This is a genomic window from Robertmurraya sp. DFI.2.37 (genome assembly GCF_029211245.1).
Classification (GTDB): Bacteria; Bacillota; Bacilli; order Bacillales; family Cytobacillaceae; genus Robertmurraya; species Robertmurraya methanolica_A.
This window is the reverse complement of the sequence record NZ_JARGEJ010000011.1, coordinates 13,830-29,707: the sequence shown is the minus strand read 5'-3', so window position 1 is coordinate 29,707 and position 15,878 is coordinate 13,830. Positions and strand designations below refer to the sequence as shown.

Below are 15,878 nucleotides of genomic sequence, written 5' to 3'. Positions count from 1 at the left end.
ATTGCCGGCTTTTTTGACTCATTGTGTAAAACTGACACATATAAGGAAAATACCACAGAACTTAATCCTGTGGTATTTTCCTTATATGATGACAAATTTAAAGGTATTCTTTCATTATTGTGCTGTTACAAACTAGTATGAGACTTGGGACAAGCTGCCGCGAATAAGGCCAATTATCGAAGGCTCGGTCTAATTTTTACGTGGCAAGTTAACACTTGCTTTCATAGACTAGTTCCCATACAATAAATATAAAACCTAGTATTAGTAGGAGGTACTAACTGAATGCTTGATATTAATGAAATCAAAGAAATAATCCCTCATCGTTATCCGTTTTTGCTTGTTGATAAAATCATTGAGATTGAAGAAGGAAAAAGAGCAGTAGGAATAAAAAACGTCACGGCAAATGAAGAGTTTTTTAACGGCCATTTTCCTGACTATCCCGTTATGCCAGGTGTACTTATTGTAGAGGCATTAGCTCAAGTTGGTGCAGTCGCTGTTTTGAAGCTAGAGGAGAACAAAGGACGTCTTGCCTTCTTTACGGGAATTGATAATTGTCGGATTAAACGCCAAGTAAAACCAGGAGATCAACTGCGATTAGAAGTAGAAATGACGCGACTACGTGGTTCTTTTGGTAAAGGAAAGGCGACGGCAACGGTTGACGGAGAACTAGCGGTCGAAGCGGAAATTATGTTTGCCCTCGGTGCGAAACAGGAATAATTTTTGCGTAAAGACCGATATATTTATTTTAAGGCCGATATAATGAAACAAAGACCGATATAGTAAAAACATATGGCCGATTTTATCGGAGTATTTGTCTGTAAAAGTATCAAATCATTATCATTTTTTAAATGGCTTTAAAGGGCAAGTTTGTTGAGTTTTTATTCATTTTTTGTAGTACTTGATGTACAATCGAGAAATTTTTCTCATAAGATGCAAGTTTTTTCTAATTTTTGGGCATGTTAACATCAGACCGTAATTGAGGTCAAAATCCAAAAATTTGAAAAGGGGCTTTTACTTATGAAGAAAAAGCTTTTAGCACTTCTTAGTTGTGCTCTATTATCTGTATTTGTCTTTGCTGGCTGTGCCAATAACAATCAGGACCCACCGCCAGAGAATGGTGGAAACATGGAAGATCAGGTAGATGATAATATCACAAATGATAATGGAACTACGAATAACGATATCAACACAAATAATGATGGGGATGTTGTGGATGACAACAACACTCCAGATGAAGAAATCATGGAAGATGATCGTGACGTAAGAGATCAGGATAATCAGGATAGATAATGAGAAAAGGACAGGGGAGTGCCTGTCCTTTTTCCATCACCTTTTAGAAGTAATCTTTGTGTTATTGACTAATATATGTTAATATTTAATATTGGAGTTATAAAAAGTTTTGTCGTTTTATGTCAATTGTGATACAGTGGAAAAAGTAAGGATTAAATTCATCAATGGATAAAAAGCTTTTTTATGTATTGATGAGCTTAATCAAATCCGGTTTAGATAAATCTTGGGAGGTACTTTTACTAGATGTTTAAAGAATTTTCACCTGGCATTAAGATAAGTATTACGCGTTCCATTACCACTTCATTTGAAAAATATATGAATGATATTGGCTGGAACGAAGAAAAGTTTAATATTGAAAAATTTGTACAGGAATGGAAACACTATATCACGGGAAGTTCATCTTGGTATGATAAGATTAGCGACGAAGTGAAAAATGATCCAACATTTCATGAACAATTAGCCGAAAAAATCAATGAAACGATTGATAAAATATTGTCCGAAGCACCAACAAAGGAACAGATGGCTGAGATTGAAGATTTGCAGAAGGAATGGGGAGAGGAATTCGACTATTCTTGTAAGACAGAAGCTAAATATGTCATTGAAAAGTATAAGGAATTGTTAAAAAAAAAGCAGAACAACTAATGCCTGCTAGTGAGAAAAAGCTAACATTAGCTTCTTTAATGTACCACCAAATCTATGGAGTAGAACTTCCCAATAATAACTATACACAACAAGACATAGACTATATTATCCAGCAATTAGAGCTGAAGATTAAAGAAGATGTTGAAATTTTTCAAACGGAATATTTACATTAAAAGAGGTCGGGATAAAACCCACCTCTTCTTTGTTTTAATAAAAAGAAGGACAGAGGCCCTGTCCTTTTGTAAGCTGAGAAGTGCTAAAACTTTTATTTTGTTTGGTTGAATCTCGGTTTACGCACCATGCCATTTCGAAACTCATTCATAAGCTCATCACCAGACAAACCTCTTTGAATGAGACTATCCAAGAGAAGCTCGGCATACTGATTTTTTGACCTTTTCAAGGTTCCTTCGAGGAGTACACTGATGTGGTTGTCAAAAGTCTGCAATGAACGAACTTTTACTTTAAAAGGGGCAGGTTCATTTTCCTTTTTTGAAATGACAACCTGTACCAATAGTTCTTTTTCTTCTTTGCTCGCCTCATGAAATATTTCATAAAAGGACTTGTCTACATATCCTTCAATGAGCCATGAATGATGATCATCTTCCTTATTAATAATCAACCCATCAACCAATGGGACATCAAGCCATTCTTCCTTCTTTACGAGCTGCAGCGAGATCAACTTAAACGTCTTCATCTTAACCCTCCAATCAAAGCTCCTTAAAAAATTATAACATACAGCCCATTTTATGCGCATGTCTCCTTTGGCAAATTTTGCAAAGTAGCGATGAAGTAAATGGTAAATGTGATAAACTTACAGGTGTCGAATAGTGTCGAACGATTCCTGTCGAAAGTCGATACTTTCCTTTTTCTTGTTATTTTTCAAGGAAACGGTGAACTTCAAGGCCGTTTTTAATGGGAAAATAATATTTTACCCCGAAACTCTATCAGAAGTTGCGTTTTTCCTTATTTTACCTACCTAAAAACTTTCATTATAATGTGGTCATTACAAATGAAAGGAGATGAAAACATGATTAACCAAGTAACCTTAGTTGGGAGGTTAACAAAGGATCCGGAGCTAAGGGTGACTACAGAAGGCAATTCAGTCGTTAATATTGTCCTTGCTGTCAATCGCAACTATCGCAATCAAAAGGGGGAAATTGATGCTGACTTTGTTCAGTGTACGATTTGGCGTAAAAATGCTGAAAATCTTTCCCTTTATTGCAAAAAAGGGACTTTGATTGGACTCATGGGGAGAATACAGACGCGGACTTATGAAAGTGAGGATGGTCGCAAATATGTCACAGAAGTTATCGCAGAATCCGTTAGATTTCTGGAGGGTAAAAGAAATCAAGTGGCCAACGTGGAAAAAGAGGTGTTACAGACTTGAGCGAGATGGTGAGCCGGGAGAAAAGCCTGGAAATTTTACTTGAACGTCTGATTATGATGGTTGGAAAATCGAATGAAAGAGCAGAACATCTTCACAAACGTGTCCTTCAACTAGAACGCATCCTCTTAGAAGAATCCTCTCAGGGAGAAAAGGAGCAAAAAACCTTTATTTCCTAATTCCGAAAACTGATTTTTATCCCCCATAAATCCACACGAGAGAGAATCAATCAAATCCTCATGCACCCTCATTTTTACGGCGGGAAAACCCGCCGTATTTATTTAGGATGACAAATGAATCAAATCGCGGAGCTCATCGGTAGAAAGCTCAGTGATCCAACTGTCGCTTTGGATGATTTGATCGTTTAATGACTGCTTTTTTTCAAGCATGGCATCGATTTTTTCCTCGAGTGTGCCTGTGCTAATAAATTTGTGTACGTGGACAAAGCGCTTTTGACCGATTCGATAAGCGCGGTCTGTTGCTTGATTTTCAACAGCAGGATTCCACCAGCGATCATAGTGGATGACATGATTGGCTGCTGTTAAATTTAGGCCAGTTCCTCCGGCCTTTAAGGACAAAATAAAAATCGGAAATTCACGGTTTTGGAAGCGCGAAATTAATTCATCTCGTTTTCCTTTTGGGATGCTTCCGTTCAAGAAAGGTGCCTCAATGGCGAATGTTTCCTTCAGTAATGTCCGGATCATTTCCCCCATTTCAATATATTGGGTGAAAATTAAACAGCTTTCGTTTTGCTCGAGAACGGACTCAATTAGCTCAGCAAGCTTCTCCATTTTAAGCGAGCGTTCGAGAACGTCCTTTGGTTTTTCTTCTTTTAAATAAAGGGCAGGGTGATTGCAAAGTTGCTTTAGTCGCCCTAAAAGTTGGAGAATTAAGCCCTTTCGTTCAAAACCTGTCAACGCCTCAATTTGGGCAAAGGTATCTTGGACAAGCTGCTCATACAGAGATGCTTGCTCCGCTGTTAACGGACAGTACTCCTTTTGCTCCTGCTTATCAGGTAAATTGAGAGCGACCTCCTCATCCTTCTTCGTTCTCCGCAATAAAAACGGTCGAATTAAAGTTTGCAGTTCCTCGATTTTTCCTTTTTCATCCTCTTTTTCAATTGGAACAACATAGTTTCTTTGAAACTGGTTTAAGCTTCCAAGGTAACCGTGATTCGTAAAATCAAAAATTGACCAAAGCTCCGTAAGCCGATTTTCCATCGGTGTACCAGTAAGGGCAATATGATGTTTTCCTTTTAGCTGACGGACGGCTCTCGACTGTTTTGTATGAGCATTTTTAATATTTTGCGCCTCATCAATGGCGATCGTGCTCCACTGCACTTCCTCAAATTGGGGCAAATCGAGGTGGGTTAAGCCGTAAGAGGTAAGGACGATATCAGCGTGGTTTGCTGCTTCGATAAAGGCTTCATCCTTAAGCCTCGCAGGCCCATAATGCAAATGCACATTTAAATCGGGAGCAAATTTCTCCACTTCTTTCTGCCAATTCCCCAACACCGACGTCGGGCAAATGATAAGTGCAGGTCCGTCACATTCATGCGCCTTTACAGCGAGTAGGTAGGAAATAAGCTGGATCGTTTTTCCGAGTCCCATATCATCGGCTAAACAAGCGCCAAAGCCATATTTTCGCAAAAATAGAAGCCAGCTCATCCCCAATGTTTGATATGGGCGCAGTTCACCTTTAAAGCCAGAGGGAACCGGTGCGATAGGTATGGAATGAATGTCGCGAAGCTGTTTAATCATTTGCTTCCACTGGCGATTCAATTCAATTTGAACTCGAGCAAAAGCCTTATCATCTTCAGAAGCTTCTCTATCCGATCCATCCGTAAGGAGCTCCTGCTCAATTAAATCGCGGACATGCAAACCTTCTTTTTCAGCTCGTTTCATTAAATCTTGAATCTGATGAATAAACCGGTGATCGAGCTTAATCCAGCGACCGCGAATTTTTACGAGGCGACGTTTTTCCTCGACGAGGTGATTAAACTCCTCTTCCGAAAGCTCAATGCCGTTCATGGAAAAGCGCCAATTGTAATCAAGCATTGCTTGCAGCCCAACAAATGAAGGACGATTATTGGTTGTTCCTTTTAGCTTTGCTTTCACTTTCATGCTGGCATTTTTCATCGCTTGCCACCATGACGGAAGTAATATTTCTACACCGATGGCAAGGAGAACTTCACTTGCCTCTGTTAAAAACATCCATGCTTCGTCTTCTGTAAGCTCTTTTGCGATTCCTTTTTTTCCTTTTAGCATCGGAAAAAGCTTACTCCATCTTTCTTCTTCCCGTTCAACCTGATCAAGGTAATTCAGCCAGTTCTTCGGCATATTGGTCTCGTCACGAACATCGACGATATAGTCTTGTTCCTTCTTTCCCCGTAAAAAAATCTGTAAATCCCAAGTTCCATCGATATCAGCAGGCTCTTCCAAGCGCAGTCCGATCGTGAACGGACAGTTGTTTTCTTTCAGACCGATCCACTCACTCCATGTTTCTTCATCGAAGTAGGCAGACAACGCTTGAGGAGAAACGGATTGAGTTCGTAGAGCATTTAGCTTGTCACCAACCTTTGCCTTCCATTCGCGATTTTTTTCAAAAAAAGTATTTAACGAAGCGTTGAACCAATTGGAGATGAATGCTTGCAATGGTTGACTTCCAATAGATTGTTCCCAAAAGGAGGGGGCGAATTCCTTGATCACCCTCGCAGGTAGCTTCCATTTGAACTCATTTGATGCAAGTGCCTCAAAATCAGGAAACCAATCTTTTTCTTGAATGGAATCGTATAAAGGCTGGGCAGCAGCTAAACAAATTTGTCCACATTCGTCCCAATCCCAGTCAACCAGCCGATTGAATTGTTCTTTTGCCAACAGAGTCACCAATTGCCAACCATCAACAGTTACACCACTTGCCCCATCTTCGATTAACGTGCCGTAATAGCTTTCCTCATGACGGTTGAATAAAAGACCTTTCCATTCAGAGGGGGGGAGAAGACCATCCTCGCTTTCAACTGTTAGAAAAAACTTGTCATCTTCGACGGGTTCAATCAATATTGTTAAGGCATTCGTTTTAAGCATGGGTTAATTTTCCCCTTTCGCACTCTTGGTGAAATGCCCGGAGTCGCTTTGTTTTATCTAAGAGAAGCTCCAAAAAATGCTGGAAATCATCAGGGCGCTTTAATTTCTTATACAAGGTTCTTAATTTCTTCAGTTGTTTTACAGCTTCACGGTAATTTCCCCGGTTTTTCATCTCAATATGCTGTTGAATGGACTGATGATAAAGAGGAAGGAGTACATCGGGACGCTCCTTTTGGAGCAAGCGAATTTTTTCCGTCGGAATGGAATTGATGTCAAAGCCGATATACCCTTGAAGATCGCACCATTTCTCATATAGACCTTGTTCAAATAGAAATTCATCATAGTTCCGATAACTATAAGGCAAGGCTTGAATTAATATTTTTTCATATAGCTCGTGCTTCTTTGTCTCTTTCGTATAAGCACCGACTGTTTTGAGGGCCACCCTTGTAAAATCGATTCGTGCGTAATGGTCATGTAATGTTTGAATATAAGGCCTAACCATAGTAGAAAAGGTGTCAACATAGAGCCCCATTCGTTTCCACTCTTTTCCGGAACTTAATTTTTCTAACCAGTAAATCATAAAAGGCGTCGCCTGCTCATTTAGAAGCGGCAATGTTTGCAGTGCCTCCTCGTCCTTTCTTAACATGACATGCTGGTGGATATAAGCGATGAGGGCAGGAAGTGTTTCTTTTTTGCGGATCAGTTCAGACACCTTTGGCACTTCTTCTTCATGCCACTGTTTTTTTCTAAATAACTTTGTCCATAAAATGATATAAAGATGAGCAGATTCAAATTCTAACATCGGCTCTCCTGTAATCAATATATATGTATCATCCTTCAGCTTCTCCATAAAGCTGTCAAAAGCAAAGGGCAGAGCGTGGACATTTAGTCTTTCAACTAAATCCTCAATTTCATCTATTAAATTGTAGAACAGATTTTCGTAATAGCGCATAATATCTTCTAATGCAAAATCCTGTTCTTCGCTAAACTTCAAAAGGTATTGAAAGGAATGGATGGAGGCAATCAAATGATAGAGCTGTTTCCATTCCTGTTCAACAGGTGCACTCGCTCGAATTTTTCGAGAATACACTTGAAATAATTCTGTAACGAGATAAGGCTTTGTTGCTTTTGGATCTCCCATTATGGAGGAAAAGCTAGATTGAAAAGCCTCCACCCATTGTTCATAATCAGGTTTTGTTGAACTTGCTGTTTTCAATAAATCCTTCGCCCGCTGAATTCCTAAAGTTTTAGCTGTTTTTCTTTCTTGAATCGGTTGTCTCCAGCGCTCGACCCATTCCGATACGCGGGATATTTGAGAAAAGACTTGGAAAAAGGCAGCAAGCTGATGGCGACAAATTCCTTCAGCAGGGCAACTACAACTGCTTATTTGAAAAAAATTAAGATTCACTTCTACCTGGACACGGGTTACATCTTGAACGTTGGCAACAATGCTATCATTCTCAAGGCGAACTTTAGAAACGAGGCCTTGTCGGTATAATAGCAGTCCTTTCTGAACGAGCTTTGCATCGTCCTCCCGCTCAGACCATAGGATGCTTTTTAAATCATTTGCTGCCGCTTGCAAAAGCTCTTTATATTTATCTGGAATCGATGACAAGATCGACACCCCCAACGTGATTACTTTAATCAAATTCTCAGTAGAAATGGCAACATCATACCATCATTTATACTTTATTTACGGGTAGTGTACAACAAGGATGCAAAAATAACGTATTCCTATATTATACCAAAATTTAAATGGAGTTAGGAGGGGAAAGTGGAGGATCGAGTGAAGAGTTCATTTAAATGAAGAAAATCTGAAATGAATGATCATTTTATTCGAAATGCGATACCTTTTTTATTCCTATTGTTATAGCTCATAATAAGAGAGGTAGAATAAAGGAGCAAACATAGGAAAAGGTCTATGAAATGCCCGAATTTGAGGAATTCACATAAAATCATAATATGTTTTAATGGGTTTATGAAACTGCATACTGATATCTACGTTGGTTTGCGGCCATTATTCAATGAACATTAAATTTCATTGAATAACCAATCAATCTCCATTATTTTGCACTCCAGTTTGTTGGGGTGCCTTTTTTTGTTTATTATTTCTCTCATTCCTTGGAACGAACCTTTCTCCTTTTATTGAATCAGAAAGGTTATTGAAATGAAGCCCAATGAAAAAGGAATCGATTTTGAATGCGCGAAAAATATTTTAGTACTCAAGGAAGTAAGGTACTGGATGGAAGGGAGAAATGCTTTTTCATCAAAAGAGGTTTGAAAGAGGAACGTGACGAATGAGCTACTGTTCCCCGATAAGTGCAATGCTCACCCATTCATATTGCTTCGAGTTAGCCTCCAAATCGTTTGCCGTTAATACGGATCTTTATCTAAATATTCTAATAATAAGACGAGAAATCATGTATAATAGTGTGCAATAGCATGTGAATGATTTTATATGATTGAGGGATTGTATAGATAAGAGGGGGTAAAATATGAACGAATTTTCAATTTGGTCTTTATTAGTCGATATTAGTATTATTTCAGGTTTGCTTTTAATCGGAACGATTTTACGAGCAAAAGTTAAATGGATTCAGGCTCTTTTTCTCCCCGCAAGTATTATTGCCGGTTTTATTGGACTCGCGCTTGGTCCAAGTGGAGTGAATATTCTCCCGTTCTCCAATCAATTTTCTGCATATCCTGGTTTGCTTATTGCTGTTATTTTTGGAACGATTCCAATTGGCTCAGCGAAAATAAATATTCGCGCTATTCTCAGTCGCGTTCGTAATATGTGGTCGTATTCTATGCTGTTAACCCTTTTAATGTGGGGAGGAGGTGCCTTTTTCGGTTTAGCTGTCATCAATCAAGTTTTCACTGATCTCCCAAGTGGCTTTGGTCTTATATTAGGTGCAGGCTTTGTTGGCGGACATGGAACGGCAGCAGCGATCGGTGATGCTTTCAATCAATATGGGTGGGAAGATGCGATGACGTTAGGCATGACCTCTGCTACTGTTGGAATTTTAATTGCGGTTTTAGGCGGCCTCGTTCTTGTGAAGAGAGGGACAGAAAAAGGTCATACCCATTTTATCTCCAGCTTTAAAAGCTTGCCAGATGAAGTGCGCTCTGGATTAATCCCAAGCAATGCCCGCATTAACATGGGAAAAGAAACTGTTTCACCAAGCTCGATCGATCCGCTGGTGTTGCATCTATCGATAGCGGCTTTCGTTGTCGGAGTTGCTTATTGGGTTACAGAAAATCTTGGTGCTCTTTTACCCGGTATCTCCGTACCTCTTTTGAGCATTGCCTTTGTCGTTGGACTTGCTTTCCAATTTATTTTGCGAATCATTAAAGCCGATAAATATGTCGATGGCCGCGTGATGGAGAGAATCGGTGGAAGTGCAACTGATTATTTAGTAGCGATCGGAATTGCATCCATCAATATTACCGTCGTCATGGATTATGCCGTTCCCCTAACCGTTTTATTCGTTTTTGGGGCGATCTGGGCATTCCTCATCTTTAAGGTTCTCGGACCAAATATTTTTCAAACTTTCTGGTTTGAGAAATCATTATTTGGCTGGGGCTGGAGCACCGGTACCGTTGCTATGGGGCTATCCCTCCTCCGCATCGTTGACCCTGAATTAAAAAGCAAAACGATGGATGACTACGCTCTTGCCTACATCGGCATGGTCCCAGTCGAAATCTTAATTATTACATTCGGCCCAATCCTTGTCACCGCAGGACATCCATGGATACTCCCAATCATCCTCTTAATTGGAGCCGCCGTCATCATCGCCGCTTACAAATACTTTGGTTTATGGGGTCTATCAAAGAAGGAACCTAATAAAAAAATAAGCTAACCTAAAAAAGGAGCTCAGCATGTGTAAACCGTACAGCTGTGCTTCTTTCTATATGGACAATATCGATTCATGCGCAATCAAGTTGACGCAATTAAGAGAATTGCGCGCAATCCATTGCGATATATGCGCAATCAAGGCGAAAATCGGAGCAATCATCACGAAAATGTGCGTGATCCAAGTCGATTCCCCCATAAATCCAAGCGCCATTCTGAAATCCAGAATGAGAGTGCTTCTTCCGAATCGAGGAGAAATGCTGTTGAGCGCGCCTAACCTAACAGTGCACTGTTTACCGTAACAGGAAAAATCCCAGTCCGCGAATTGTCAGGCCAATCGTTCTAGTTCAAAAACATGGCCAAAACCACATTGTTCTGCTCGAAAACCACTCTTCATCTGCTGCGCTATAATTAACAAAAAAACAGATAATTTTACTCTAAATCTCCTATTTTTTCGCTAAAAAATGACAATCAACTAAATAGATAGAACTATTTTTTGGTAGTGTCGGCAATTGCGTGCCGATTCCCAATTATTGTTGTAAAATAGTAGAGACAGAATATGACAAATAGTTGGGGGATATCACATGTATTACCAGGTGCAAATTTGGAAGGGACTTACTTCACCTTATGTGAGTGCGCATCAGATTAATAAAGCGGAGAAATTGAATGGTATTTGGAAGTGGACGGTGCGGTTGTTGCTGATTTCCCTCATTCTATCGGGAATATCCGCTTATTTAGGAATTGGAAATGAGTCTCTATCAAAGCTGATCTACGACACGACTTCATCGGAATTCCAAACGATTAAAGGCTTATTTGCGATTGGACAAGTTGTACAATCAACCGTAACGACGGCAATATTAATTTTCCTGCCAGCCTTAATTTTTTGGATATTTACCGACATCGAATACTATAAGCTTGTTGTTGTTCAGCTCTTTGTTGCTGGGATATGGCTACTAGAAAAAATCGTCTTTTTCCCGCTGCAATTTTATTTTGGTTTGGATCATGCATCCTCTCCGTTTTCGTTGGGGATCTTGGCACAATATATCACAGATTATCAGTTACTCAGTCATTTTTTTGGCGAAATTTCACTATTCTCTATCTGGGTAATGTTTATCCAATATAAATATTTAAGTGTTATAACCGAAAAAAGTCCGAGAATCATACTATTACTGATTGTATCGATTCAATTATTTTTCTGGATTTTTACAGCACTGTTTTCGTATATAAAATTTGAAGTGTTATTTTAAAGGGGGCAGCAAAGATGAACTGGAAAAAATGGACGATTATAATCTTCATCGCACTCTTTGTTGCTGTTAACTTTTATTTGATTTTCAAAAAAGACAGCGAAATTGCGAGATCGAAATATATTGATGAATGGAGATTGGTACAAAAGCAAAATCTTGTTTTAACAACCGAAAGGGCGGGAGTTGTGACACCAGCGCAAGAGGAATATGTATACTTCCAGCATGGTTCAGGGGAGTTTGAACAATTTTTCGTAAAAAAAGGGGATGAAGTTTCATCCGGCACTCCTCTTTTTTCCTATTCACCTCGTGACTTTGAAGCGGCGATTGAACAATTTGAAGCGGAAATCACGAGGCTGCAATCGGAACAAGAGGCCCTTGAAGACAATATTAGCAGTCTAGAAAGTATTGAAATGAGTTTGTCTACCGCGGTAAAAGACGAAGAGGAAAACTTTACAAGTCAGGCAACTGTCAGCAATATTGAAGCACAAATTTATGAAAAAGAATTGCAATTAAGCAGAATAGAAGCGGAAATTGATAAGTACGAAGAGTTGATCTCGAATTCTAGAAATCATTTAGGAACATTAACAGTAGAAAGTCCAATTTCCGGTACGGTGAAGGAAATTTCCCATGAACTGCAGAATCCTGTTGTGACAATCATTTCCTCTGATCAGCATGTAAAAGGAATTCTTGAGGAAGAAGACCTCTTAGAAATAGAAGAGGGGATGGAGGTTATTGTGACGGGATCATTTGGAAAAAAGGATGGAGTGATTGCGAAGGTAGCTTCCACTCCGGAAGCGGATCCGAAGGTTGGGGTCAAGAGTGAGTATGAGTATATTGTCGAGTTTGAAGAAGGCTTGGATGAGGAGTCTGAAGATGTCGAAGAAGACACCACTGAAGAGAATGGGAAAGAGGGAGAAGTGGAAGAGGACGACAGCGAACAGGCGATTTACACAGGTTCTCATGTTTCAGTGAAAATGATCAAAAAGGAGGTCGAGGATGCACTAACCCTCCCGAATGAAACGAACCGTCTTGGAAATATTTATGTGTTAAAAGGCGACGGAACGATTGAAAAACGCCAAGTGCAAACCGGCATAAAGGTCAATGGCGTTTATGAAATTACGAGTGAGGCAGAAGAAGGCGAGCTCGTTATTTATAAGCCATCGAATATCCGCAACAATACAACCTTTTTTACGCCACTAGAATTTAGTGAAATGAGAAAAGGCGATCTTAAAAAATTAGGCAAGAAAGAAATTTTTAAATCTGTAGGAAGAGGTCTATTAAGCAGATAAGTTTTGTAATGTTCCACATCTCTTCCTTTTCGTGCTTTAGGTTCTTAAAAATAGAAACCGTTTCTATAATAAAGAGAGAAGCATAAATGAGTGCGCCGACAAAGTATTTGAAAAAGGAGTGGAGAAATGAAACTAAAGCTGTGGCTATGGTTGATCCCACTAATGTTTATCGTGTTAGGTCTAAGCGTATGGATCGGATGGTCAGTATTAGGAGCTTCAAATCATTCAAAAAGTACTGAGGCAAGTGAATCGGATCCATCTGTTACACAGGTGGAGCAGGATTTTTCTACCGAAGTGGTCAATACGCCTGTGTCTGAATCGATAATTGTTTTTAAAGATGATGAACTGGGATTCAAAAATGGACATGATTTTATCGGTCAACTGCATAAATTCTATAATGAAACATTAGGGTGGGGGCGAATCGATACGACTAGCTACTCCCAACAGCAGGAAAAAGCAGAACTTATCATCCAGGCCCTTGAGAGCGTTAAAGTGATGGACGCAGCTGTGCAGATGGATTTTGATAGAATAAAAGAATATGCTGAAATCGTTGCTAAAGAAGATGATCGAGAGGCGATGAGAAATCTTCATCGCTATTTCCATGATCTCGATATTTATCTCAATGGCTATGATTACAAGGAGACTTTTAAAGTTACGATTTTTCAAGGGGAAGGAAAAGAGTAACGAATGGATAAATATCACGTAAAGGGTTAGGAATCTGCTCCTTTCCCTTTTTTGCTAATGTTGGGGATGGTCCGAAAAATTACAAAAACATAAAATCATTCACAGATGCTCTATGCTATACTGAAAATAAAGAGAATCTGTTTGTGCTCGTTCCCCGCCCTTAGGGATACGGTAGCAACTAGCATAGGAATAATTTACTTTAAAAAGGAAGGGATCATGTGAAAAAGGTTAGGAAAGCCATTATTCCAGCAGCAGGATTAGGAACTCGGTTTCTCCCAGCGACAAAAGCGATGCCAAAAGAAATGTTGCCGATTGTCGATAAACCAACGATTCAATATATTGTTGAAGAAGCAGTAGCTTCGGGCATCGAGGATATCATTATTGTCACTGGTAAAGGAAAAAGAGCGATAGAGGATCATTTTGACTTTGCTTTTGAACTGGAGCAAAACTTGCGGGAAAAAGGAAAGACCGAGCTGCTAGATAAAGTCCAGTATGCTACTAATCTTGCAGATATTCACTACATCCGTCAAAAGGAACCAAAGGGACTTGGACATGCCGTATGGTGTGCAAGGAATTTTATCGGGGATGAACCATTTGCCGTTTTGTTAGGGGACGACATCGTCCAAAGTGAAAAACCATGTTTAAAACAATTGATTGAACAACATGATGAAACGCACTCTTCAGTCATTGGTGTGCAAACAGTTCCAGAAAATGAGACACACCGCTACGGTATTATCGAGCCATCGACTCAATTAAATAGAAGATATCAAGTTGAAAACTTTGTGGAAAAGCCAGCTCCAGGTACAGCCCCTTCTAATTTAGCAATAATGGGCAGATATATTTTAACTCCAGAGATCTTTCTATTTTTGGATCAACAAGAAAAGGGCTCAGGCGGAGAAATCCAGTTAACCGATGCTATTCAAAAACTGAATCAAATCCAGCGTGTATTTGCCTATGAATTTGAGGGCAAACGATACGACGTCGGGGAGAAATTTGGATTTGTGAAAACAACCTTAGAGTTTGCCTTACAAGATGAAGGAATAAGGGATGACTTATTAACATACTTAAGAGCGTTAGTAGAGCAAGAAAAAGTCTCCAGCCTCAATGAAAGCTAAGTCATCTATTAGTGAAAGAGGGCTTTGTAATAGCATGACTATTTTGCAAAAAACGTTTTTTATTTAAGATGTACTATCTGAAAAATTCCGCTCCAAAAGGCAAGTGAAAACGTATGACTGTTTTCTTCACTTGCTTTTTTCGGATCGAAGGCCATGATGGGAGTGCGGCTATATTGAACTTCAATTTAGATTTTCTGTAAACCATGCGCAACAAGCTGATCGGCGGCGCAATTTCGGGCACAACCGGCGCAAGTCATCGTGATTTTGGCGCAATCCTCCTCAAAATGGCGCGATCAAGCGTAATAACACCGCAAATCACCGCAAGCCCCAGCGTTTCTTCTACAAACCGTACGCCATTTTACATAATTTCAACGCTTCAACAAGATCGTCGCCATTCCTTTCCAAAATTTTCAGATCATATTCATACATAATAATAGTTGAAAAAGAGTGCCAGGTTGTGGGATGATCAGTCTATTAAAAAGGTTTGCTGTAATGATGTTGGAAAGGAAGTGTTGAATCATGGATTTTGAAACTGTTATGCAAGAGTTGGAAGCACTTGGCAAGGAGCGTACGAAAAAATCATATATGAATAACGGGGCGAAGGAGCCACTTTTTGGTGTGGCGACTGGTGCGATGAAGCCGCTTTCGAGGAAAATTAAGAAAGATCAGCCATTGGCTGAAGAGCTTTATGCAACGGGTAATTACGACGCCATGTATTTTGCTGGTGTTATCGCTGATCCGTTGCTTATGACGGAGGATGACTTTGAACGTTGGATTGATGGTGCATATTTTTATATGATTTCCGATTATGTGGTTGCAGTGACCTTGTCAGAATCGCCAATCGCACAAAAGGTAGCTGATAAATGGATCGCAAGTGGTGAAGAGTTAAAGATGTCGGCAGGCTGGAGTTGTTATTGCTGGCTGTTGGGAAATCGCAAAGATACTGAATTTGCTGCGGATAAAATGGAGGCAATGCTCGAGAAAGTGAAAAATGAGATCCACGATGCCCCGGAACGGACTAAGTCTGCTATGAACAATTTTGTTTACACAGTTGCAATTTCCTATTTACCTCGCCATGAAAAGGCGGTTGAAATCGCCAAGGCCATAGGACCGGTTGAAATGAAGCGGGATGAAAAAAAGAGTAGCATTTTACACGCTGCTGAACACATCCAAAAAGAATTGGATCGGGGGAGACTTGGATTTAAACGGAAGTATGTTCGATGCTAATGGAGCAATAGTTTAAACGGATAGATCAAACGATTGATCAAATTCATTTTGAAAACAAAGAGATAGGTTG

General features: G+C 39.7%; 15 protein-coding genes. 12 read left to right on the top strand and 3 right to left on the bottom strand.

The features are described 5' to 3' along the window. Positions 1-282 precede the first annotated feature (282 nt). The 4 genes from fabZ (at position 283) to PZE06_RS08235 (ending at position 2,105) form a co-directional block, all read left to right on the top strand. Complete coding sequence (gene fabZ, locus PZE06_RS08250; RefSeq protein ID WP_150914281.1) at positions 283-717, top strand: 3-hydroxyacyl-ACP dehydratase FabZ; 435 nt, start codon at positions 283-285, stop codon at positions 715-717. A gap of 300 nt (positions 718-1,017) precedes the next feature. Next, entirely contained in the window at positions 1,018-1,290 is a 273-nt protein-coding gene (locus PZE06_RS08245; protein ID WP_150914279.1) for a hypothetical protein, read from the top strand. Between the two features lie 243 nt (positions 1,291-1,533). Continuing rightward, positions 1,534-1,932 carry a hypothetical protein gene (locus PZE06_RS08240; protein ID WP_150914277.1) on the top strand — a complete coding sequence of 133 codons (399 nt, stop codon included), beginning with the start codon at positions 1,534-1,536 and terminating at the stop codon, positions 1,930-1,932. Then, the gene (locus PZE06_RS08235; RefSeq protein WP_191963143.1) at positions 1,932-2,105 is read left to right on the top strand and encodes a hypothetical protein; all 174 of its coding nucleotides are present in this window, start codon (positions 1,932-1,934) and stop codon (positions 2,103-2,105) included. The genes PZE06_RS08240 and PZE06_RS08235 overlap by 1 nt, the downstream gene beginning before the upstream one ends. A 92-nt stretch (positions 2,106-2,197) precedes the next feature. Here PZE06_RS08235 and PZE06_RS08230 read toward each other — a convergent pair whose 3' ends face one another. Then, on the bottom strand, positions 2,198-2,626 hold the full coding sequence (locus tag PZE06_RS08230; RefSeq protein WP_150914275.1) for a YwpF-like family protein: 429 nt from the start codon (positions 2,624-2,626) through the stop codon (positions 2,198-2,200). A gap of 333 nt (positions 2,627-2,959) precedes the next feature. On the opposite strand from PZE06_RS08230, the gene ssb reads away from it, so the two are divergent. Together ssb and PZE06_RS08220 are read left to right on the top strand one after the other, a co-directional pair. After that, positions 2,960-3,319: a single-stranded DNA-binding protein gene (gene ssb, locus PZE06_RS08225; RefSeq protein WP_150914273.1), complete on the top strand. Its 360-nt coding sequence runs from the start codon at positions 2,960-2,962 to the stop codon at positions 3,317-3,319. Further along, positions 3,316-3,495, top strand: coding sequence for a hypothetical protein (locus PZE06_RS08220; protein ID WP_150914271.1), 180 nt, complete (start codon positions 3,316-3,318; stop codon positions 3,493-3,495). The genes ssb and PZE06_RS08220 overlap by 4 nt, the downstream gene beginning before the upstream one ends. A 102-nt stretch (positions 3,496-3,597) precedes the next feature. Here the strand turns inward: PZE06_RS08220 and PZE06_RS08215 are convergent, their stop codons facing one another. Together PZE06_RS08215 and PZE06_RS08210 are read right to left on the bottom strand one after the other, a co-directional pair. Further along, a complete protein-coding gene (locus PZE06_RS08215) occupies positions 3,598-6,399 on the bottom strand; it encodes a DEAD/DEAH box helicase (protein ID WP_150914269.1) in 2,802 nt (933 codons plus the stop codon). Further along, entirely contained in the window at positions 6,392-8,023 is a 1,632-nt protein-coding gene (locus tag PZE06_RS08210; RefSeq protein ID WP_225310597.1) for an SWIM zinc finger family protein, read from the bottom strand. Before PZE06_RS08210 ends, PZE06_RS08215 begins: the two co-directional genes overlap by 8 nt. A gap of 871 nt (positions 8,024-8,894) precedes the next feature. Between PZE06_RS08210 and PZE06_RS08205 the strand changes: the two genes are divergently transcribed. From PZE06_RS08205 to PZE06_RS08180, 6 genes are all read left to right on the top strand, one after another. Beyond that, positions 8,895-10,256, top strand: coding sequence for a sodium/glutamate symporter (locus PZE06_RS08205; protein ID WP_150914262.1), 1,362 nt, complete (start codon positions 8,895-8,897; stop codon positions 10,254-10,256). Positions 10,257-10,833: 577 nt separating this feature from the next. Then, a complete protein-coding gene (locus PZE06_RS08200) occupies positions 10,834-11,496 on the top strand; it encodes a hypothetical protein (RefSeq protein ID WP_150914260.1) in 663 nt (220 codons plus the stop codon). A gap of 14 nt (positions 11,497-11,510) precedes the next feature. Further along, entirely contained in the window at positions 11,511-12,782 is a 1,272-nt protein-coding gene (locus PZE06_RS08195; protein ID WP_150914258.1) for an efflux RND transporter periplasmic adaptor subunit, read from the top strand. Between the two features lie 126 nt (positions 12,783-12,908). Continuing rightward, on the top strand, positions 12,909-13,466 hold the full coding sequence (locus tag PZE06_RS08190; RefSeq protein WP_150914256.1) for a hypothetical protein: 558 nt from the start codon (positions 12,909-12,911) through the stop codon (positions 13,464-13,466). 218 nt (positions 13,467-13,684) lie between these two features. After that, positions 13,685-14,581 carry a UTP--glucose-1-phosphate uridylyltransferase GalU gene (galU, locus tag PZE06_RS08185; protein ID WP_150914254.1) on the top strand — a complete coding sequence of 299 codons (897 nt, stop codon included), beginning with the start codon at positions 13,685-13,687 and terminating at the stop codon, positions 14,579-14,581. Positions 14,582-15,100: 519 nt separating this feature from the next. Continuing rightward, positions 15,101-15,808, top strand: a complete 708-nt coding sequence (locus PZE06_RS08180) for a DNA alkylation repair protein (RefSeq protein WP_150914252.1) — start codon at positions 15,101-15,103, stop codon at positions 15,806-15,808. The last annotated feature ends 70 nt before the right edge of the window (positions 15,809-15,878 follow it).